Source organism: Halioxenophilus sp. WMMB6 (assembly GCF_033283405.1).
Taxonomy (GTDB): domain Bacteria; phylum Pseudomonadota; class Gammaproteobacteria; order Pseudomonadales; family Cellvibrionaceae; genus Halioxenophilus.
In genome coordinates, this window is the sequence record NZ_JAWMQR010000015.1 from 20,239 (window position 1) to 40,124 (window position 19,886).

At 57.3% G+C, this 19,886-nt stretch carries 21 protein-coding genes; 8 read left to right on the forward strand and 13 right to left on the reverse strand.

Translation table 11 applies throughout. From position 1 onward, the window contains the following. Positions 1 to 2: 2 nt before the first annotated feature. From SBL51_RS22760 to SBL51_RS22785, 6 genes are all read right to left on the reverse strand, one after another. Positions 3 to 623: a hypothetical protein gene (locus SBL51_RS22760; protein WP_317933502.1), complete on the reverse strand. Its 621-nt coding sequence runs from the start codon at positions 621 to 623 to the stop codon at positions 3 to 5. 313 nt (positions 624 to 936) lie between these two features. After that, complete coding sequence (locus tag SBL51_RS22765) at positions 937 to 1,509, reverse strand: nitroreductase family protein (protein WP_317933503.1); 573 nt, start codon at positions 1,507 to 1,509, stop codon at positions 937 to 939. A 31-nt stretch (positions 1,510 to 1,540) separates the two neighbouring features. Then, positions 1,541 to 2,242: a pirin family protein gene (locus SBL51_RS22770; protein WP_317933504.1), complete on the reverse strand. Its 702-nt coding sequence runs from the start codon at positions 2,240 to 2,242 to the stop codon at positions 1,541 to 1,543. Between the two features lie 151 nt (positions 2,243 to 2,393). Beyond that, positions 2,394 to 3,266, reverse strand: coding sequence for a LysR family transcriptional regulator (locus SBL51_RS22775; RefSeq protein ID WP_317933505.1), 873 nt, complete (start codon positions 3,264 to 3,266; stop codon positions 2,394 to 2,396). Between the two features lie 55 nt (positions 3,267 to 3,321). Beyond that, on the reverse strand, positions 3,322 to 3,792 hold the full coding sequence (locus SBL51_RS22780; RefSeq protein ID WP_317933506.1) for a DoxX family protein: 471 nt from the start codon (positions 3,790 to 3,792) through the stop codon (positions 3,322 to 3,324). A 170-nt stretch (positions 3,793 to 3,962) separates the two neighbouring features. Then, positions 3,963 to 5,555: a methyl-accepting chemotaxis protein gene (locus SBL51_RS22785; RefSeq protein WP_317933507.1), complete on the reverse strand. Its 1,593-nt coding sequence runs from the start codon at positions 5,553 to 5,555 to the stop codon at positions 3,963 to 3,965. A gap of 254 nt (positions 5,556 to 5,809) precedes the next feature. On the opposite strand from SBL51_RS22785, the gene SBL51_RS22790 reads away from it, so the two are divergent. Further along, entirely contained in the window at positions 5,810 to 6,808 is a 999-nt protein-coding gene (locus SBL51_RS22790) for a tyrosine-protein phosphatase (protein ID WP_317933508.1), read from the forward strand. 75 nt (positions 6,809 to 6,883) lie between these two features. Here the strand turns inward: SBL51_RS22790 and SBL51_RS22795 are convergent, their stop codons facing one another. Next, positions 6,884 to 7,477, reverse strand: coding sequence for a hypothetical protein (locus tag SBL51_RS22795; RefSeq protein ID WP_317933509.1), 594 nt, complete (start codon positions 7,475 to 7,477; stop codon positions 6,884 to 6,886). 372 nt (positions 7,478 to 7,849) lie between these two features. On the opposite strand from SBL51_RS22795, the gene SBL51_RS22800 reads away from it, so the two are divergent. From SBL51_RS22800 to SBL51_RS22810, 3 genes are all read left to right on the forward strand, one after another. Beyond that, positions 7,850 to 8,593, forward strand: a complete 744-nt coding sequence (locus tag SBL51_RS22800) for a class I SAM-dependent methyltransferase (protein WP_317933511.1) — start codon at positions 7,850 to 7,852, stop codon at positions 8,591 to 8,593. A 169-nt stretch (positions 8,594 to 8,762) separates the two neighbouring features. Further along, entirely contained in the window at positions 8,763 to 10,610 is a 1,848-nt protein-coding gene (locus tag SBL51_RS22805) for an autotransporter domain-containing protein (RefSeq protein WP_317933512.1), read from the forward strand. Positions 10,611 to 10,653: 43 nt separating this feature from the next. Then, positions 10,654 to 10,983 (forward strand): hypothetical protein, encoded by a 330-nt coding sequence (locus tag SBL51_RS22810; RefSeq protein ID WP_317933513.1) that lies wholly within the window; start codon positions 10,654 to 10,656, stop codon positions 10,981 to 10,983. Between the two features lie 59 nt (positions 10,984 to 11,042). Here the strand turns inward: SBL51_RS22810 and SBL51_RS22815 are convergent, their stop codons facing one another. The 4 genes from SBL51_RS22815 to SBL51_RS22830 all read right to left on the reverse strand — a co-directional run bounded on the left by SBL51_RS22815 (position 11,043) and on the right by SBL51_RS22830 (position 13,854). Next, positions 11,043 to 11,285 carry a hypothetical protein gene (locus tag SBL51_RS22815; RefSeq protein WP_317933514.1) on the reverse strand — a complete coding sequence of 81 codons (243 nt, stop codon included), beginning with the start codon at positions 11,283 to 11,285 and terminating at the stop codon, positions 11,043 to 11,045. 116 nt (positions 11,286 to 11,401) lie between these two features. Further along, positions 11,402 to 11,797: a thioesterase family protein gene (locus tag SBL51_RS22820; protein ID WP_317933515.1), complete on the reverse strand. Its 396-nt coding sequence runs from the start codon at positions 11,795 to 11,797 to the stop codon at positions 11,402 to 11,404. A gap of 92 nt (positions 11,798 to 11,889) precedes the next feature. Next, positions 11,890 to 12,678 carry an NAD(P)-dependent oxidoreductase gene (locus SBL51_RS22825; RefSeq protein WP_317933516.1) on the reverse strand — a complete coding sequence of 263 codons (789 nt, stop codon included), beginning with the start codon at positions 12,676 to 12,678 and terminating at the stop codon, positions 11,890 to 11,892. 69 nt (positions 12,679 to 12,747) lie between these two features. Next, positions 12,748 to 13,854 carry an NADH:flavin oxidoreductase gene (locus SBL51_RS22830; RefSeq protein ID WP_317933517.1) on the reverse strand — a complete coding sequence of 369 codons (1,107 nt, stop codon included), beginning with the start codon at positions 13,852 to 13,854 and terminating at the stop codon, positions 12,748 to 12,750. 57 nt (positions 13,855 to 13,911) lie between these two features. Here SBL51_RS22830 and SBL51_RS22835 point away from each other — a divergent pair, with 57 nt between their 5' ends. Beyond that, positions 13,912 to 14,370 carry an EVE domain-containing protein gene (locus SBL51_RS22835; protein WP_317933518.1) on the forward strand — a complete coding sequence of 153 codons (459 nt, stop codon included), beginning with the start codon at positions 13,912 to 13,914 and terminating at the stop codon, positions 14,368 to 14,370. 40 nt (positions 14,371 to 14,410) lie between these two features. On the opposite strand, the gene SBL51_RS22840 is transcribed toward SBL51_RS22835, so the two are convergent. Beyond that, on the reverse strand, positions 14,411 to 15,235 hold the full coding sequence (locus SBL51_RS22840; protein ID WP_317933519.1) for a DUF1338 domain-containing protein: 825 nt from the start codon (positions 15,233 to 15,235) through the stop codon (positions 14,411 to 14,413). A 372-nt stretch (positions 15,236 to 15,607) separates the two neighbouring features. Here SBL51_RS22840 and SBL51_RS22845 point away from each other — a divergent pair, with 372 nt between their 5' ends. The 3 genes from SBL51_RS22845 to SBL51_RS22855 all read left to right on the forward strand — a co-directional run bounded on the left by SBL51_RS22845 (position 15,608) and on the right by SBL51_RS22855 (position 18,322). Beyond that, positions 15,608 to 16,099 carry an outer membrane beta-barrel protein gene (locus SBL51_RS22845; protein WP_317933520.1) on the forward strand — a complete coding sequence of 164 codons (492 nt, stop codon included), beginning with the start codon at positions 15,608 to 15,610 and terminating at the stop codon, positions 16,097 to 16,099. A 196-nt stretch (positions 16,100 to 16,295) separates the two neighbouring features. Further along, positions 16,296 to 17,786 carry a capsule assembly Wzi family protein gene (locus SBL51_RS22850; protein ID WP_317933521.1) on the forward strand — a complete coding sequence of 497 codons (1,491 nt, stop codon included), beginning with the start codon at positions 16,296 to 16,298 and terminating at the stop codon, positions 17,784 to 17,786. After that, complete coding sequence (locus SBL51_RS22855; protein ID WP_317933522.1) at positions 17,780 to 18,322, forward strand: hypothetical protein; 543 nt, start codon at positions 17,780 to 17,782, stop codon at positions 18,320 to 18,322. Before SBL51_RS22850 ends, SBL51_RS22855 begins: the two co-directional genes overlap by 7 nt. A gap of 44 nt (positions 18,323 to 18,366) precedes the next feature. On the opposite strand, the gene SBL51_RS22860 is transcribed toward SBL51_RS22855, so the two are convergent. Then, on the reverse strand, positions 18,367 to 19,029 hold the full coding sequence (locus SBL51_RS22860; RefSeq protein ID WP_317933523.1) for a nucleoside 2-deoxyribosyltransferase: 663 nt from the start codon (positions 19,027 to 19,029) through the stop codon (positions 18,367 to 18,369). Positions 19,030 to 19,886 lie beyond the last annotated feature (857 nt).

The following is a 19,886-nucleotide window of genomic DNA, read 5'->3' on the forward strand; positions in this document are numbered from 1 at the left end:
CGTCAGTGATACCCCTTCGCTAAATTTTCCGTGGCTGAATTCAACAGCTGTTGCGCCGTCTTCAGGTGAGCGCGAATCTCATCGGACGAGAGCGTGATATTTTCGGCAATCACCTCCAACTGAGGCTGAAAGCTGCCCGCCTGGGTGGCCTCGATTTTCGAGGTGCTGGCAATGATGGCGGCGGCGCGTATCTGTTGTTGCGCGTCCTGCAGCTGGCTGGAGAGCTTTTTCAGGCGCGCGCTAAACTCCTGGTCGATCGACTGTTGCCTGGCGGCGGTGGTGCGACAAGGCGCATCCAAAGTGTGCACAAAGGCGGCGTCGGCGGCACTTGCCTGCACCCGGTGAAATTGCGTTAAAGCCCGGGTTGCCCGCTCCCGCTGGCCGGCCAGCATCGCCACCGCCATCGCCTCGCGGTTAATCGCCTGGGCATAGGTGATGGTATTTTCGGCCAGCTCTTCAATGTAGGAGGTGATCGCCCTGAAACCGGCCGACTGCTGTCCCGCCCGGGCACTGATGGCGTGGGCGTTCTTAGCGGTGAGTGAAAGCTGCAGCGCCACCTTAGTGGCAAAGTAGAGTTCGGCTGCCACCTGGGCTGCCAGCACAAAGGTATTCTTGCGCTCCATCGAAAATTCCTTAGCAGGATGGAGGATTCAATCGGATTAAGCGTGTTACCGGCCGAAATTCTAACAACCGCCACCGTCAACAAACCAGCAGGCAGATCAAACCAGCGGCTCTGGGCTGTGAAGATTGGCGACAGTGTGGGCATCGGCCGAAGGGGGAAAACCTTTAACAGCGCCAGTGAAAAGAGGAGAGAGGAGGAGTCGAGGCTGGGGAAGCCCCGCAACCGCGCTTTGGGTTAGAGTTTAAAACAGGGCGGGCCAGTTACCCCGCCCCCAACCCAAGGGGTTGCAGCGGCGGGGTAACTGGCCCGGCCAGCTAGCTTTGCCGCCAGATCTCAGTCAGTGGTTTACGCGGCGAGGGTTTTTCCCGCTCCTGTAATACCGGCGGTAATTTATCCGGCGCGGCGATATGGCCAATGGCAAAACCCATTAACACCTGCTCTTCATCACTGTTCAACTGCAGGTAGTCGGCCACTGCCTGATGTTGGATACCCGCCAGGCCATGGCTGTACAAGCCCTCTAAACGCAGTTGCAGTGCCATCGACATCCAGGCGGCGCCACAATCTAACACGTAGGTGCCGTTGGCATTACCGTTGTGGGTAAAGTGCTTGCGACCCACCAAAAACCCAATCACCGAGGCGTCTTTACACCAGGCCTGATTGGACTCCACCAACAAGCCCAGGTAGTCGTTAAAGGTCTCGTCGGTGCTGGTGTAGAAACACCAGGGCTGCTCGTTAAAGGCCGACGGTGCCCACCGGGCCGCCTCCATGGCCCGGGCCAGAACATCTTCCGCCACCGGCTCACCGGAGAAGGCGCGCGGCGACCAGCGGTTGACGAACCATTCACTAACACCGACCAGAGCATCCCGGCCTATTGTGTGTACACTCATTGTCTTTTCTCCAAAATCATACGGTTGGGAATCAATTCGGCACAGCGGGCAGATCAAACCATAACGCTTCAAAATCATTACGGGTAGCGCTAACGGAGACGGTTTTAGCTTCGCTATAACCCAAACCATCGCCGGCCTGTAACTCGCGCCCATCCACCAGAGCACTGCCTCTCACCAGGTGCAGATAACCGTAGCGTGCGGCCGTGGTCAGCACCTGCTCTTGCCCGGCGGCCAGACGCAGGCGATAGATGGCGGCATCCTGATGGATAGTTAAACTGCCCGCGTGGCCATCGGGGGTAACCAGGGGCGTTAAGGCAGAGGTCTGCGCCAACTTGAGCTGCTCATAGCCGGGTTTTAGGCCGGTGAATTTCGGTTTGATCCAAATTTGCAAAAAGCGCAGCGGCTGGCTTTTCGAGGCATTAAATTCCGAGTGGGTGATGCCGGTACCAGCGGTCATGCGCTGCACTTCTCCGGCGGGAACCACAAAGTGGTTGCCCATACTGTCGCGATGCTCAATCGCCCCTTCGGTGATGTAGGAGATAATCTCCATATCGCGGTGGCCGTGGGTATCGAAACCGGCACCGGCCGCCACGTAATCGTCGTTAATTACCCGCAGCACCGAAAAACCCATATGTTTGGGATCGTAGTAACCGCCAAAAGAGAAGGTGTGTTTGCTGTGCAGCCAGCCAAAATCAGCGGCACCTCGTTCGGCGCCGGGTCGGTAATAGTCCATCGTGCACCTCCATCAAAAGTTTTAAGTCAGGTTGCAGAGTAACAACCGGGTTGCGTGAAAAGAATTGCAATAATTTCTTTAAGTCGTTCGATAAATTCGAATGGTTAGCGCGGTTGCTCGTCGCCATTGCAGGAGCGCAAGCGCAACGGCTTCAGGTGAGCAGGCGCAGCTGGGCCATAAAACTGCGCGCCGCCGGCCCCAGTTGGTCGGCATCAAAATAGTTGAGATAAAACGGTGCCCAACGATCCAGGGAGTCTGCCAACGGCAGGCGTTGCAGTTGCCCCCCAGCCAACGCCTCGCGGATATGCGCTTCGGGCAGCCAGGCAAACCCCAGCCCGCGCCGCACCAGATCGATCGAGCTCTTCAGGTGGCTGACCGTCCAGCGCTGGTGAGCACCCAGCCAGCCGAAATCGGCCTTTTGATGGGCAGCGGAGTCACGCACCACGATTTGCCGGTGGCGTTTGAGATCCTCCAAGGTCAGCGGCTGGCTCTGCTGCTGCAGCGAGTGGCTGGGAGCGCTCACCGGAATAAACCGCACCTGGCAGATCTCTTCGTTGAGCCCCTCACTTTTGGCGATGGGCGAGAGCCCCACCACCGCCGCACCACTTTTCACCAGCTCATTGGCACCGGTCAGCACCGTCTCCAACAGCTCGATACGCAGCAGGGGGAATTCACCGGAGACCCGCTCCAGCGCCTGGATCAGCTCATCCGCGGGAAAGGCCTCATCGACGGCGATGGTTAACCGGGTTTCAACCCCGGCACTGAGACCGGCCGCCACCGCCTCGACCTTGGCCGCCTCCTGCAGCAGAAACTCCGCCCGGCGCAGCATCAACTCACCCGCAGCGGTTAGCTGTACCCGCCGGCCATCGACGGCCAGCAGCTCTACGCCGAGGCTGGCCTCCAGTTTGTGGACCGCGTGATGAATCGACGACTGGCTTTTGTGAATGGCCTGAGCCGCCTGGCTAAAGCCACCGTGCTCGACCACGGCTTGAAACATTCGCCACTGCTCCAGCGTCGCTTTCATCCCCCTGCTCCTCTCATGCAAAACCCGCCTTCAGGGAGGCGGGTTAGTTGACCCTCTAGCGGCGAGCTTTAGTGGCGCGCCAGCTATCGATACTGAAGCGACCAGCGCCGTGGGCGGCTACGACCAGGAAACCGCCGGCAATGGCCACGTTTTTGAAAAACATTAAAAATTGGATCTGATCGGCCAGATTGTTGTGGAACATTGCCGCCGTTACCAGGCTGAAGCCGGCCAGGGCAAAGGCGGTAGTGCGCGTTAACAAGCCTGCGGCAACAAACAAGGCACCAAACAATTCAAAAGCGATCACCAGCGGCAGAAGCGCGGCTGGCACACCACCGGAAGCCATGTAGGCGGCATTGGCATCGAAGTACTGGATTTTGTTGATCGCCGCCAGAGCGAAGATCACTGCCAAGCCAATGCGACCGGCCAGATCGGCCGCTGCCGGCAGCCAAGCGCTGCTGATTTGGGGGGTGGCAATTGAATTTTGTGTGGTAACGGAATTTTGTGTGGCAATGGCTGAACTGCTCATATCGGTAACTCCTAAGTCGCTGTTGATTGGATAGGAGCAGATTAACGTTCTCATTATTCGAATAAAATTTCTTTAATTAGCGCATATTATTCGATTTATTAGAATGTAACAGGAATCTTCCGAACGGGAAACCAGCGGTTGTGTCGTAGCGGAGTAGCCGAGCGGTTAAATTACTGCTGCAGCTCTCGCGCCAGATAACCGATGCGAAAGCCACCCCAGTGGCGGCCGTTCACCACAATCGGCACCGACAGATCGTGCACCACCTCGCCGGTATCGCGCTGGTAGGTCTGCAGCAGAGAGGGTTGCCGGTTCTGGCCACAGCGCAGGCCGGTACGATCACGAAAGATACGCTTGGTGCGGTTGTTCTGCAGGTCGGTCTGGTAGTCGCCGGTCAAGGGTTGGCTGTAACGCTGGTTGTGGGTGGGAAAATAGCCGTTGTTGTCCACCGCCCCTGCGTAGAGAACCTCCGGGTGGTTAGCCAGTATCGGCTCTTGTATGGCCGGCAGTTGGCGGTCGGTAAAGCTGTCAAAGCGGGTGCGGTACTTCACCGGGTCGGTGCCGGCAATCGGTTGATAATCGCGGTCGAACAGATCCTCTGTGGTGATGCGGCCCTGCTCGATAGCCTCTTCAAACAGCAGGCCAATGGCTCTGGCGGCCTGCTCGGCGATAGCGCGAATATGATCGTGGCGGGTGTCTATGTTCAACGAGCCAACGCGGCTCAGAATGGTCTCGGCCAGCTCCGACAGACGCAATCCATCCACCTCCGCCGCCCGCGAGAGCTCGCGGGTGCGCTGCAGTTCGGCGCTGATATTTTCAATCGCCTCGGAGACCTCCGCCGAGGCGCGCACCTGCTCCTCCATGGCGCTGCTGATCTCCTGAATGCGGGCCTCACTGCCGCTGGCATCCACCGCAATCCCCTGCAGCGCGGTTGTGGTTCGCTCAACGATGCCGCGCACAACCTGCATATCGCTCTCCAGCCCCTGCATTACAGCAGCGGCCGCCTGTGCCTGATCGTGATTCTGCTTGAGCATGGTGGCGATTTCGCCAGTGGCGGCGGTGGTCTGATTGGCCAGGCTGCGCACCTCATCGGCCACCACCGAAAAGCCGCGGCCAAACTCCCCGGCCCGGGCCGCTTCAATCGCTGCATTGAGGGCCAACAGGTTGGTCTGGTCGGCAATTTTGTTAATCACCTGGGTGATGTTTTGAATATTTTCCGCCTGACCGCGCAACACCTCCAAGGCAGAGGCGACCTCCACCGCCGTGTTGCCCATGGCGCGGCAGCGGGCGTTGAGGTCGTCCAGCTGTTGCCGCCCCTGCTGACTGCTGGCCGCCGATTGCGTGGAGTAGTCACCCGCGGCCACCGCGTTACCGGCAATGCTGCCGGTGGTACTGGACATCTGTTCGGCGACTACGGAGATACGCTCGGCATTGGCCGACAACTCGGCAATGGAGTGGGAGAGACTGCTGACAAAATAGGAGATTTTGGCAGAACCTATCGCCTGCCGGTCGATATCCTCGGCCAGACTTGAAAAGCGCAGCCTGAACTCCTGGCTGGCCGGGCTGGTGTCGTTATTGGTTGTAGGGCTCTTTGGTTGCAACCGGCGGTAGAACACCGACACTGCCACCGCCACGATGAGCACCGCGCCCAACAGGGCGAGTAGCTGCAGTGCCAGTGACCAGTGGGTGTTTAAAATTCGGTAGCCAACATAGGCACTGATTAGAGTGGTGCCGGCAACAAACAGGTAGAGGCGCTTGGTAGGCATAGCGGTGTTGTGATCACTTTTTTGTCGTTATGGTTGTTGAGACGGTCAGTGGCATAAAAAGCTGCCAACCTATCTTAGTAGTTATAGACAACCGCCACCCCAACGCGCAATTAGCCAATAGTATTAAACACAACCTGAATAACTGTTCAATTGTAGTAAACAGCGGACAATCGGTTGCAATCAGCACGATTGGCCGCAGTCGCGCCGGCGGTGCTATCATGCCGCGGCACGAATAATCAGGTACGACAATAAATATGATGCAGCCCTCTTTACTCTGTCTCAGCACACACCTATCCACTCCCGACCGCACCCCCATCTACCGACCGCTAAGCACCACCTGGGGTGGGCTCAAACGGCTATTGCCAGCGCTGTTGGCGATTGCCCTGATTGGCTGCGACTCCGGCCCGGAAGAGCTGGCGCCCGACCAGCGCCGTATTCCCAGTGAGCTGCCGGCAGAAACTCGGGCGGATTTCCGTAAACTGCCGCTGCAGGGGGCCGAAAATTTTCGGGATGTGGGGGGCTACGCCACCGCCGATGGCGGCCGGGTGAAATGGGGGGTGATCTATCGCTCCGATGCCCTTTCGGAACTGACCAGTGACGACCAGCGCTATCTGCAACGGCTGCAGCTCAAATCTGTGGTCGATTTCCGCTCGCCCGAGGAGGTGGCCGACGCCCCGGATCAGCTCGGCGATAAGCTCGCGCCACTCTGGCGACCAATGCCCATCACCGTTAGGGAAGCCAACACAAAATTAATTTCAGAGAGCCTGCGCTCCGGCAACGCCACGCGCGAACAGATGCAGCAGTTTCTGATTACCGCCAATGAAAATTTCGTCACCGACTTTACGCCGCTCTACAGCGATTGGCTGCATTCGCTGCTGAACGACAACAACCTGCCCACCGTTTTCCACTGCACCGCCGGTAAAGATCGCACCGGCTTTGCGGCGGCGATTTTACTGCGCACCCTGGGTGTCGACGCCGAAACCGTTATGCAGGACTACCTGGCCACCAATTTGTACAACCAGGAGTATGTTGAGAAGAAACTGACCATGATTAAATTCGCTTCGTTTTTTCAGATCGACACGGAGGTGCTGCGGCCGATATTCAAAGTGGAGGCGCCCTACCTGCAGGCGGCTTTTGCCACCATCGATGAGCAGTATGATTCGTTCGACAACTATCTGCGCGAGGGACTGAAAATCACCCCCGAGGAGCAGCAGCAGTTGAGTGCCCGGCTGGTGGACTACTCGCTGCCCTAACACCTGGGGAAAAGGCACCCTGGAAAAAGGCCCCGGCAAAAAGCGCCTTGGCAAAAAACACCTCAGCAAAAACCGTTAATGGTGCGGCGAGGCCGTCGATACCGCTATGCCCGCCTGGTGCAACTGTTCCGCCAAATAGGGGTCGCCACTGTTGCGCCAGCGGTAGTAGAGGTTGATCGCATCGGCGGCATCAAACAGCGTCTGTTTAATGCAGACGCGGGCAATCAGCTGCAGCAGAGTGTTGAAGGTATTGGCCAGCTCCTGAAAGACATGGCGGCTGTGCTGAGCGAACTCGGCCAGATAGTCGTAGGCACTGCCCCCCATACCGACAAAGTACTCCTGGCGAATACCGCGGCGGGCAAATTTTTCTGGAAACAGAGCACCGAGAAAGAGGGACATATCGCCCAGCTGTCGCAAAATCAGGCAGCGCTGCCGGCGGTCTTCGGCCTCACGGGCATCCTGGTAGAGCAGTGCCAGCGGCCGAATGGAGAGACGCCCCTGCTCGTAATTGAAGAACTGATCACTCTGGCCAAACCGGGCCAGCATGTTGCCCAGATACCAGAGAGTATCTTCCTGCGGTACCGGCGCCAGGGTGCCGCTGACATCCGTCAACCGCTCGCGAAAATAGTCGGCCAAAATCATAACAAAGGTTGGCTGCTGTTCAGACATTGAATCCTCCCAATGATTGATCACTACCCCATTGAGCCGCAGCTGTTACCCCCGGCCACGCTCCAATAGCACTCGGCCACTCCCTCACGGCTCGGCATCAACCGCAATTATCTCTGCAAAAAGCGCTCCCGCATTTCGGGCTCGCTTTGCACGCCAATTCCAACGGGTGATAGCCGCGATAAGAATTATTCATGCACAAACGGCACATTAATCTGGCCTCACCCACAACCATTCGCCACACTAAAGATCGCCCCAAGAGCGATCGTTATTGGCCAGAAAATGGCGCACTGCATCCGAAGGGGTTCCAAAAGAGGAGTTCCAGAAGAGAGGTTCTAGAGAACGAGATCAAATAGATAATTCAGGAGGAATACCATGCAGAACTGGGATGCCGAGCGCTACCAACAACACGCCGGTTTTGTCGCCGAGCAGGGCGAGCCGGTGTTGCAACTGCTGGCCGCCAAGGCAGGGGAGACGATTTTGGATCTCGGCTGCGGGGATGGTGGCTTAAGCGAAAAAATTGCCGCCAGCGGTGCCCAGGTTGTGGCGGTGGATGCCAGCGCCGACATGGTTGCCAAAGCCCGCACACGCGGTTTAATCGCAGCGGTCGTGGATGGTACCCAGTTGAATTACAACCGCCAATTTGATGCGGTTTTCTCCAACGCCGCCCTGCACTGGATGCTGGATGCCGACGCGGTACTGGCCGGTGTCAATCGCGCGTTAAAATCCCGCGGCCGGTTTGTGGCGGAGATGGGTGGCCACGGTAACGTGGCGACGCTGGTCGATGCCCTGCGCCGTGAATTTGAATTAAATGCAGACTACGGGCCGTGGCAAAATCCCTGGTACTTTCCAACCGCTGAAGCGTATCGCCTTAAATTGCAGCAGGCGGGTTTTAACGTGCGTTCAATTACGCTTTTTAAGCGCCCCACCACACTCACCACCGGCCTGAAAAATTGGTTGTCTATTTTTTGCCAGGGCATTACCGACTCGCTCTCCAGCACTGAGCGAGCGCAGCTTTTTCAACAGGTGGAGGCGCGTGTTCGGCCGCAACTTTTTCACGCCGGCCAGTGGCAGGCCGATTATGTGCGCCTGCGCTTTTTTGCAGAAAAAAGCCATTGATTTTTTGTGGTGTGACTGGCTTACTGCCCGCTAATAATCGGCCATAAATCTGTCATGCTGGCCACCAAGCCAAACAGCAATAACCAGTCAACGCAGCAATAACCAGTCAACGCAGCAGTAACCAAACAACAAAGGCCGGCAACGGCCAATAATAAATTGGGAGAAGTGTATGTTTAAGCGGCGCCTATTGGCCATCACCCTGGCTGCCACCTGCGCAGCCCCCGTCTGGGCCACAGACTACTCCAATGTGATATTTTTTGGCGACAGCCTCACCGACTCCGGCACCTACATCGGGCAACCGGACATTGCCGGTATCTTTCCCATTGAAGGGAAATTCACCACCAACCCCGGCCTGGTCTGGTCGGAACTGGTTGGCGCGCAGCTGGGGATTATTGTCGCGCCAGCCAACCAGAGCGGCACCAACTATGCCGCCGGTGGCGCCCGGGTGAGCGAGCAGCCCGGCTACCCCAACAGCGCCCTGGTGCCCTTTATCCAAACTGCCCCCTCCGTCAGTGATCAGATCACCACTTATCTGGCCAGCACCGGCGGCCAGACTGACGACCGCGCCCTCTATACACTCTGGGCCGGCGCCAACGACCTGTTCGCCCTGCAGGATGGCGATGCCGCCTACAATGCCCTGCCAATGAGTGACGTGGCGGCCAATATGGTCGATGAAATAGCCCGCCTGAAAGATGCCGGTGCCAAACACATTGTGCTCTTCAACCTGCCTGATATCGGTGGCACCCCCGCTGCCGTTGCCGACGGCCCCGCCGCCCAAGCCGAGGCTTCGCAATTCACCGACGAATATAATCAGGCCCTCTTTGCCGAGCTTGCCGCCCAGGGCATTAGCGTAATCGTTATCGATACCTACCATATGCTGCAGTTCCAGCAGGCCAACGCCGCCGCCTTTGGTATCACCAACACCACCGACATTGCCTGTGCCGGGCAACCCACTTCACTGGTGTGTGGTGCTGGGGAGTATCCGGCTGGCGCCGATCAAACCTATACCTATGCCGATGGCGTCCACCCCACCAGTAAAACCCATGAAATTCTGGCGGACTTTGTGCTGTCGGTATTGGCCGCGCCCCAACAGGTGGGGCTATTGGCCGACAGCAGCCAAGTGCTGCGCAGCAACCTGCATGACCAGCTGCGCCAGCAGACCCGCAAAGGGGCTGCTACCCGTGAACAGCAACAGCGCAACCTCTGGTTGGCCGCCGCCGGCAGCGCCCTGGAGCGCGATGCGGCAAACAACGACCCAGGCACGGAAGAGGATGGCTACCAGTTCGCTTTGGGGGTCGACTTTCAGGTGAACGAGCAGTGGGTGGTCGGCGTGGCGGTAAGTGCCAACGATAGCGACAGCGACTACGACCGACAGGCGGGCGACTACAGCATCAGCGATGTCAGCCTAAGTTTGGTGGGCCAGTGGCAACAGTCGGCCTGGTACGCCTTTGGCGCCCTCACCTACGGCAAGAGCGAATACGACACCAACCGCCGCGTCTCCCTGGCCGGCGCCAGTTTCAATGTCGATGGCAGCACCGATGGCAGCAACACCTCGGCCATGATGGAGCTCGGCTATCAAATCAGCTTTGGGGTGATGACTACCGGCCCAATTGTGGGCCTGCTCGGCCAGGAGCTGCGCATTGATGGTTTTGATGAGTCCGGCGAAGCGGTGTTAACGCTGGGCTATGGTAACCAGAAACGTAACTCCCTGGTCGCTACTCTCGGCTGGCAGGCCGAACTGGACTTCGACGCCATTAAGCCCTACGCCCGGGTCACCTTCGGCCGCGACCTGGAGGACAACGACCACAGCGTCACCATTACCACTCTCTCCCTGCCCGAAGCCATGCCCTATCAGATGCCGGTCTCCGGCCCCGGCGAGACCCGTTACAGTGCCGAACTCGGCTTAAGCGGCCTGGTCTCCGACACCATAACCTATCAGGTGGGGGCAGTGAGCCACTTTGGCCAGGACGAGCAGAGCGATTGGCTGGTGGGCGGTGGGTTAACCTTCGCCTTCTAGTGCTATGGATGACCATAAAGCGATAGAAAAAGGAAGCTCTGCCATGTTACTGACTTACCTTGCCCACTTTATCGGTGCCATGTTTCTGGTAAACGCCATTCCGCACACGGTATTTGGTGTTTGTGGGCGTCCCTTTCAGAGCCCGTTTGCTTCGCCACCTGGTGTGGGGCTCTCGTCACCGGTGGTCAATGTGCTTTGGGGGGGAATTAACATGGTAATCGGTTGCGGATTGCTGCTCTTGGTGGGGGAGTTCAACCCCGGTCAGTTGGCAGACCTGGCGATTACCCTGGCCGGTGGCTGGCTGGCGGCCTTCGGACTGGCCCGATATTTTGGCCGCTTCTACTTCTCAGCCACGCCCGCCGACAAGCAGTAGGCATTACCCTTTTGGCCGGCATCGGGAACCGACCAAAAGCGCTCATTAATTTCGATCGATCAGGCACAACCACCACAGCCTCCACCCACCTGGCAGGGGGGGACGGAGTTTTTCAGCGCCGTGGCTTTCACCACCTGGCCACCGTTGGCGAGGCGTTCCACCGGCGCATCGGCGGGGGTATCCCCCATCGCCAACCCCGCCAGGGAGACCAATTCACCCCAACTGGTCAGTTTGATCTGCATGCTGTGGCTAACTTCCACCACTTGGTTGTTGGTACTGCATAGGTAGTCGTAGGTGGGCATAGTGGATCCTAGTGGTTCGGTCAGGCCTGATCGTTAATGGGTTATTAATGGGGCGACATCTTGCCAAGTTAAGGGAGTGTCGCCTTGATGTAGTCCAAATTCAACCAATTAACCACTTATTCTTCAGGGTAATTGGAGGCCTCCCACGCCTCGGGCAGGATTTCCGACTGCCGGGTTTTTGGATTGAAGCCGACGTTGGTGGAGTAGCCCTTGGCGGAGAGGCGGCCGTTGGCGTAGATTTCGGCGTCGATGACCAAGCTTTTGGTGCCCTTACGGGAGCACCAGGAGACCACCTCTATCTCATCCCCATACTTGCACTCATGCAGATAATCGAGGTGCAGATCGGCCACCACAGTGGTCACCAGGCGACCCATATCCTTAGCAAGCAGATTGTAAAAATCGAGCCGACCCACCTCCATGTAGGTGACATAGGTGCCGGCCGAAATATGGCCCAGGGCATCGGTATCGGAGTAACGGGTCTGAATTTTGGTGCGCACCACCGGTAACTTCATGGCTAACCTCTACTGCGGGTTCATTGAAGGCGCCAAGGATAGTGTCTAGCCACCCCCAGGGACAAGCCACAGGGCCAGCACTCATGGCGCCACTACACCTGTCTGGCCAACTCCAGCACCCCCAGGTCGACCTCCAGCTCCTCGGCCACGGCCTCTGCGGTGCGCCGGTCTTTGGCGATGAAATCACCGGCGCTGGCCACCAACCGCTCCACGGAGCCGGAGTTGAGCGCCAGCCGCAGTACCTCACTGTTGCCACTGCAGTGGCTGATGGCCCGGAATGCCTGTTGCGGATGGAGACCGAAGCGTTCCATCAGCCGGGAGGCCTCAGCCACCAACGCCAGCTGCGCGCCAAACAGCAGATTATTGATCAACTTGGTCTGCTGACCGGACCCCAGAGGGCCAATGTGCAGAATGGGATCAGCGTAGCAGGAGAGCACCAGGCGGCAACGTTCCAGAGCCCGAGCCTCGCCGCCCACCAGCAACGTTACCTTGCCCACACGGATATCGTGGGGGCCGCCGCTGATGGGGGCATCCAGCACCACCGCCTGGCGGGCAGCGGCCGCCTTGGCGATCGCTTCGGTGGTTTTGGGGCTGCCAGTGGTGTGCAGCACCACAATCGCGCCACGGCGCAGATGATGGCAGAGACCATCCGGGCCCAACAGTAGCTCACGCAGCTGTTCATCATTGTAGAGGCAGACCAACAGCAGTTCGGCCCGTTCAGCGACGGCACGAGCGCTGTCGAGCACGTCGGCACCCAGGGCTGAGGCGGCATCGTTCACCTCTGCCCGCCTGGCATAGCAACAGACGGCCAGCTCGGCCAGACATAAGCGTTCCAGCATGGCCATACCGATACGGCCCAAACCGATAAACCCGATTTGCATGATTATTCACCCGGGGGGATTGTTATTGTTATGGAGAGCCCGACCGCCCGGATGGAACTTGGTGTGCACCTAGTCGAGGCTGGTCAGCAGACTCTTATCATAGGCGTGCAGCTGCTCAAAATCACCCTGGCGGATTCGCTGGGGCCAGTCGGGATTGGCAAGCAGAGCTCGCCCCAAAGCCACCAGATCAAACTCACCCGCCGCCAGCCGCTCCAGCAGCCCGTCAATGGCTGCGGTATCGGCCGCCTTGAAATCGGTGGAGCCCTCTTGCAGAAAGTCATCGTTCAAACCGACACTGCCCACGGTAATGGTCGGCCGGCCGGTGAGATGTTTGACCCAACCCGCTAAATTGAGCGAGCTGCCTTCAAATTCCGGCTGCCAAAAGCGCCGTTGGGAACAGTGGAAAATATCCACGCCCGCCTCACACAGTGGCTGCAAAAAGGCTTCCAGCTCGGCGGACGTCTCCGCCAGGCGGGCGGAGTAGTCCTGCTGTTTCCACTGTGACCAACGCAGAATAATGGGGAACTCCGGCCCCACCAGCCGTCGAATGGCACTGATAATCTCCACCGCAAACTGGGCTCGGCCGCGCATATCGCCACCGTAGCGGTCGCTGCGCTGGTTCAATTCGCGCCAGAAAAACTGGTCGATGAGGTAGCCGTGGGCGGCGTGGATCTCCACCGCGTCAAAACCGAGCTGTTTGGCATTCACAGCCGCTTCGGCAAAAGCCGCCACGACAGCGTCGATATCATCTTGGCTCATGGCGTGGCCGGTCACCTTGCCGGGCATAGCCATCCCCGAGGGACTATAACCCGGTGTGTCGCCCCCCGGGTTCACGCCCGCCCGGCGTACTGCGCCCACGTGCCACAACTGGGGGGCAATTTTTCCGCCCTCGGCGTGCACCGCGTCCACCACCCGCTGCCAGCCGGCCAGTGCCGCCTCGCCATAGAAACTCGGCACATTGTCATAACCGTGGGCAGCGGGATGGTCGATGCAGGTACCTTCGGTAATAATCAGCCCTACCCCGCCGGCCGCGCGCCGACGATAATAGTCCGCTACCTGCACACTCGGTACATTACCGGGTGAGAAGCTCCGGGTCATGGGGGCCATCACAATGCGGTTGGCCAACGTCAGATGGTGATAGTGGAAGGGTTGAAACAGGCAGTCTACGGATGGCATGGTCTCTCCAATGGGATCGATTGATTGGCTGCATACGGGCAACAAGGATCACTGGCGATGAACTATTGGTTGTTTAAATCGGAACCGGATGAGTACAGCATCGATGATCTGGCGGGCGAGCCCACTGGCCAGGGGCGCTGGGACGGCATTCGCAACTACCAGGCCCGCAACCTGCTGCGCGACCAGGTACAAGTGGACGACCCGGTATTTTTCTACCACAGCAGCTGCAAACAGGTGGGTATTGCAGGCATCGCCCAAGTGACCAAGGCCGCCTACCCGGACCCCGCCCAATATGACCCACAAAGCCCCTACTTCGATGCCAAAGCCAACACTGAAGCACCACGTTGGTACTGTGTCGATCTTCGTTTTGTCAAAAAGTTTGAAAACCCCATTAGCCTGGCCCGCTTGAAAGCCGAACCGGGGTTGGCCGCCATGGTGTTGCTAAAGCAGGGCCGTCTGTCGATTCAACCGGTTACCGACGCCCAGTGGAATACAATTCTGGCACTGACGAAATAGCATTAGAGGCCGGAAGCAGTAACAAAAACAGCGCCACCGGTTAGATCAGGCTGCGGCTCACGGTGGATTCAAAAATCTTATCGGCGTTGCCTTCAATGAAACTGTCGAACAACTCCCCGTTCAATTTCGGATAGCGGCGGGCAAACTCATAAAAACAGGAGGGAATGGCATGATGATCACCGCTAGCAAAGCAGTGGTCGATGGTATCGGCCAGGGTGGACGACTGCTCCAAGAGCACCTGGGGTGAGCCTTTTATCTCCCCACCCACGGTATTCAGGCGAAAGCCGTTGCCAACCAGCAACGCGTTAATCGACTCAATACTGGTATAGCGCTTGAGGTGGTTCACACTCACCGTAAAGTGATTTACCCGCAAACCCATGGTCGCCAGCCAGGCGGCGTATTCACTCTCCAACAGCAACTCCTGGTAGGCACCAAATTCCAGTGGCTGCCATAAACAGCCGCGCCAAAACAGCGCCGGGGCCAGCTCAAGTTCTGTGGGAATCTGCGCCGTTAGATTGCGCAGTATTTTTTGGCTACTGGCAGAGAGCTCTCTGATTTGCAGTTCGCTTAAAAATATTTTGGCTGCAGTACTCTCGGTGCGGTGTTTGTAACAGCGGGCATTTAATTTTTTTTGTTCGAAGCGGAAAGCACCATAGGCCTGGTAGCCCAGGTCAGCCAATACGGATTCCAGGGCAACCAGATTAATCGCACTCTCGCTAAAGGTGCGAAAGGCAACATGATCATTCACCACCGGCTCCCCCAACTCGGCCAATAACTGATGAATGGCCAGCGCCTGAGGCGTAACCTCGGTGTAATTTTGCCAGAGGGATTGAAAGAATCCGTCGACGCTGAATGTTTGAGCCATAGCCTCCGCCTCACTTGTCGTTATAGTCGCCATTTCATTAGGCCCGGCTTGGCCAATAGTGGCGTGCCTGGCTGGCGATAGAAATAGAGGTAATGGCTGAACTATAGCAAGGCGTTGAAACAATTGGCTGTCGAAATGGCCGGCTGGCACCAAAGATTCTATTTCTCCGGGTCATTGGCAACAAACAGTGTGCGGCAAACCACTTTATTGTAGATTTAACCGCCAACCAGTTATCGTTGACCCGCGCTTCGAAACGCCCAATCGAGATCAATGCGGCACCAGTGCAAACGCCCGAAGGCTGACACTGGCGCGCACCCGCTTTACAATGCCCGGCAGTTTTTAGCCGATGATGCTGCTCACCAGGGAGCCACCATGTACCAACGAGTATTAGCGCTACTTTTGCTTGTCTGCCTGCCCATAACCGCCTCAGCCGAGGTTAAACCCTATCTGCTGGGCGAGATTGGTATCGCCGATACCGACTATGACACCGACTACTTTTTTGATCTGGGTGGTGGTGTGCAGCTGGGGAGTTTTGTCGATTTGGAAGTCGCCTACAACCGTTTTGGTGACGTCGGCCCCTTCGGCACGGGGGTATCCTCCTTCTCCTACGGCGCCAATATCGGTTCCCGCGCCTCTGAGGATGCCCGCTTCTTTTTTGTGGTGGGTGGCGAACAGCTCAAGGTCGATGGTTCCGCCCGTGTGAATGGCTTTCAATTCAAGATTAATGAGACCAGTACCGAGCTCTACGGCGGCATCGGCTTCTCATTTAATTACGGTGCCGGTCTCCATTTCCGAACCCGCATTCTGGTGCACGACTCCGCCGACCTGCTAACCTTCAGTGCCGGCTTTATTCAAACCTTTTGAGGCGATGAGTTTTTAAAAGTGGGTGGCGTCAGGCGCAACACCTTGGCTCCACCGGCCTCATCAAGTAGGCTATGCACTCCCTTGCTTAAGGCTAACGCCACCGGCATAAAAACTAATGACAAACAGTGGGCGTGAGCTATCGCTAATGATTGCGTCTAGACGCACGCCCGCGTAACCGTACGAAGTAGTAAATTTTATGCTGCGTGAGCTTTTACTCAGTTACCCCCGGCTTTTCTCTACCATTCAACTCGCCTGTGCTGCCCGCCGACTCAACCGTTGGGCATTAGTTGTCACCTTAACCCTGGTCGCCAGTCAGGCCACCGCCGGGTCACTCTACCTGCCGGTAAAGCTCTCACCAGAGATCGAAAGCGCCGTGGAGCGCCTGTTTGTCGCGGCGGATATGCCCCTGATCAAACGGCCTATCCCAGTGAAGTTGGTGCAGCTGGCGATCACCAAAGCCGCCGATAAAGATCCACAACTGGCCAATAGCGTCGGCCGCTATCTGGAACGTTACGCCGAACAGGCAGGCAGCACACACTCCAGCCTAAGGGTGAGCCTGAACGATGGCGTGGATGCCATACTGCCCAACGAGCGCGGCTTCTCCACCGATAGTAGCTACGTGGTCAGTTCCGCCGGTTACCTGGTGCTGAACGACTACATCGCCCTTAACCTGGGGGCCGTGGCCGGCGACCGCAGCTTTGGCGACGACCTCTACCTGGAGGGCACCTTCGCCTCCCTGGGCTGGGATGCCTTTCAGGTGGATCTCGGCTGGCGTAGCCACTGGTGGGGGCCTACCCAGGAGGGGGCCATGCTGCTCAGCAGTCAGGCCCCTGCGATGCCCGGTATTACGCTTAGCAATGTTGAACCTTTCAAGTTACTGGGCTTTAGCTACGAACTGTTTATGGTACAGATGTCGGAAAGTGACAAAATCGAGAGCGCCGCCAATCCCAGTGTGAAAGTGACTGGCAAACCGAGAGCCTTTGGCGTGATGCTGGCCGTGCAACCCTTTGATGGCTTTGCCGCCGCCTTCAACCGCATCCTGCAATATGGCGGCGGCGACCGACCGGATGGCTTGGGGGATGTGTTCGATGCCTACTTTAGCCCCCGCAAAGAAGACAACGTCGGCGTGGTGGGTAAGGACTTTGGCAATCAGGTCACCTCCTTCACCACCAGTTTCACTTTTCCAGGCAAGAAGCCTTTTTCGATCTACATGGAGTACGCCGGCGAGGACTCCTCAGCGCCCACCAAACAGCATTTGGGTAATACGGCCTTGACGTTCGGTATTCACCTCCCCTATCTCACCAAAAATCTGGATCTCTCCTACGAATACACCGATTGGCAGAACGGTTGGTATACCAACGCCAATTACGGTGATGGCTTAACGAACGAAGGGGTTCTGATCGGCCACTGGGCCCTGACTACACGCGAGCTCCAACCCTCCGTACCAGGTAAAGCCCACTGGCTGGGCGCTATTTGGACCACCGAAAGCGGCAACACCCTCAGCCTCGACTATCGCCATGTTGAACATAATAACCTGGATGGTGTTTACGATTTCGACCCGATCGACCAGCTACAACTGGAGTACGCCCGCGCCTTTGGTGCTCTTATTGGCGGCGTTACCCTGACCACGGGTAACGACGCTTGGGGTGACTCCTATTCTCAAATTTCAGGATTTATTCGATGGTAAGAATTGTTTCAGGGCTACTCTTTCTGCTGCTGCCACTGCCGCTGTGGGCAGAAGTTCAGGTCAGTGCCGGCTGGCAGATTTACGAAGTGGGCTATGACGCTGGCGACTCCGAACTGGGCGCCAGCGAACCCGATGATTCCGGCTATACCCTTACCGCCGTCGCCCACCGCCAGTTTGGCCAACAGGGCAACCACTATTTTGGTACCGGTATAACCGTGGCCGATATTCTGGGTGACACCATGCTCGGCTTCCGAGCGATGGATTATCAATATGAGTGGGCTTCGCGCTATCGCGCCGGGATGTTTTTTGGCGCGGCCAGCCTCGATTCCGGCAGCAGCCAATCAGGTTACTATTTCGGTTTTAACTTCAGCGTGCTTAATCTTGGGGTAGAGGGGCTGGATGCCGCATTCGAGTACACTCACGGTGACGGACTGGGCCGGGACACACTCTTTGCCGACGACCCACAAATTGAAAAACCCGACTTCTTCCTCGACTTTAATACTCTTTCCCTGAGTATCTCCTACCGCTTTAAATAGCTCATCGCGCTGGCTACCGATTAACCCATAGCCAGCATGTGCTGTTAACGTTGGCTTTTAAGGTAATCGGCAATAGCAAGGATTGTCTCTTCAAAGCTTGCGTTAATGGTTGCACCAGAGGCATCCAAGGCACCGATCATCATCAAGTTGTCACTCATTGCAAAGCTCTCAATCGAAATGCCATCCGGATCGACATTCGCACCTGGTTTCAGCTTAAAGAAGCTCACCACACGCTCGTTATATACGCCCGGCTCTTCCTCGGCACCGTAAAAGGGCTTAGCTTCGTAATAGGCAAATACCGGTTTGCCCAAGCCGCTGGCATAACCCATCTCAAAGGCAGTACCCACATCCATACTGGGCCCACGAAAGCGGACCATATTGGCCAGAATAAAATGGGCTTTGTTCATCTGCGCGATATTGGCTTGATAGATACGAATACCCGTCGGGTAGTCAGGTTTGAAGTCCGGGATCTCATTATCGAGGGGGTAGAGCCCCTCCAATCGAAAAGGCCAGTCGTATTGACTGTTCATCGCCTCAATCATCTGTTTCTTCTCTGCACCCGCCGCCACCGGCTCGCTCAGAAAAACCTCAGGCCCGGCCAGATAGATGTAGTAGGTAGGCTTCTCTTCGGCCACGGTTGCAAAACTCAGTAGTAATCCAAAAATAAATGGGCAGACAGCCAACAGGGCGTTCATGCTGCGGGTCATGGTCGATTATTCCTTAGGTAAAGTCAGTAAATAGGCTCGCATCAACTATAACGCCCAACCTTAACAATGCCTCAGTGAACAAACCACCTCGCTTAATTAATTTAGTTGAGGTCAGCGCATAAAAAAACCCGCACAAGGCGGGCTTTTTTTATCTTAAACAAATTCGGGCATCCTGCCCTTACCCCTGCGGGGCCAGCCTCCGGCTGTGGAATTTATTACTCGATGATTTTCGCAACGACACCAGCGCCAGCGGCATGGATGCTGCGCATGCAATTTTTGCATGGAACAAAAAACTGCCAACGGTACGGCCACGTTTACTCCGGGCATCCATGCCCTACGCCCGTCAGGCCGCCCAATCGGGCGGTCTGATTTGCTCTCCTGCAAATCGGTCACGAAGGGCGATCCGCTCAGGCGGCCGTATTGGACGCCGCTGTAACCACTCGATTACTCGATGATTTTCGCAACAACACCAGCGCAAGCGGCATGGACGCCGTACCATTGGCAGTTTTTGCATGGAGCAAAAAACTGCCAACGGTACGGCCACGTTTACTCCGGGCATCCATGCCCTACGCCCTTCGGGCCGCCCTATCGGGCGGTCTGATTTGCTCTCCTGCAAATCGGTCACGAAGGGCGATCCGCTCAGGCGGCCGTATTGGACGCCGCTGTAACCACTCGACTACTCGATGATTTTTGCAACAACACCAGCGCAAGCGGCATGGACGCCGCGCATGCAGTTTTTGCATGGAGCAAAAAACTGCCAACGGTACGGCCACGTTTACTCCGGGCATCCATGCCCTACGCCCTTCGGGCCGCCCTATCGGGCGGTCTGATTTGCTCTCCTGCAAATCGGTCACGAA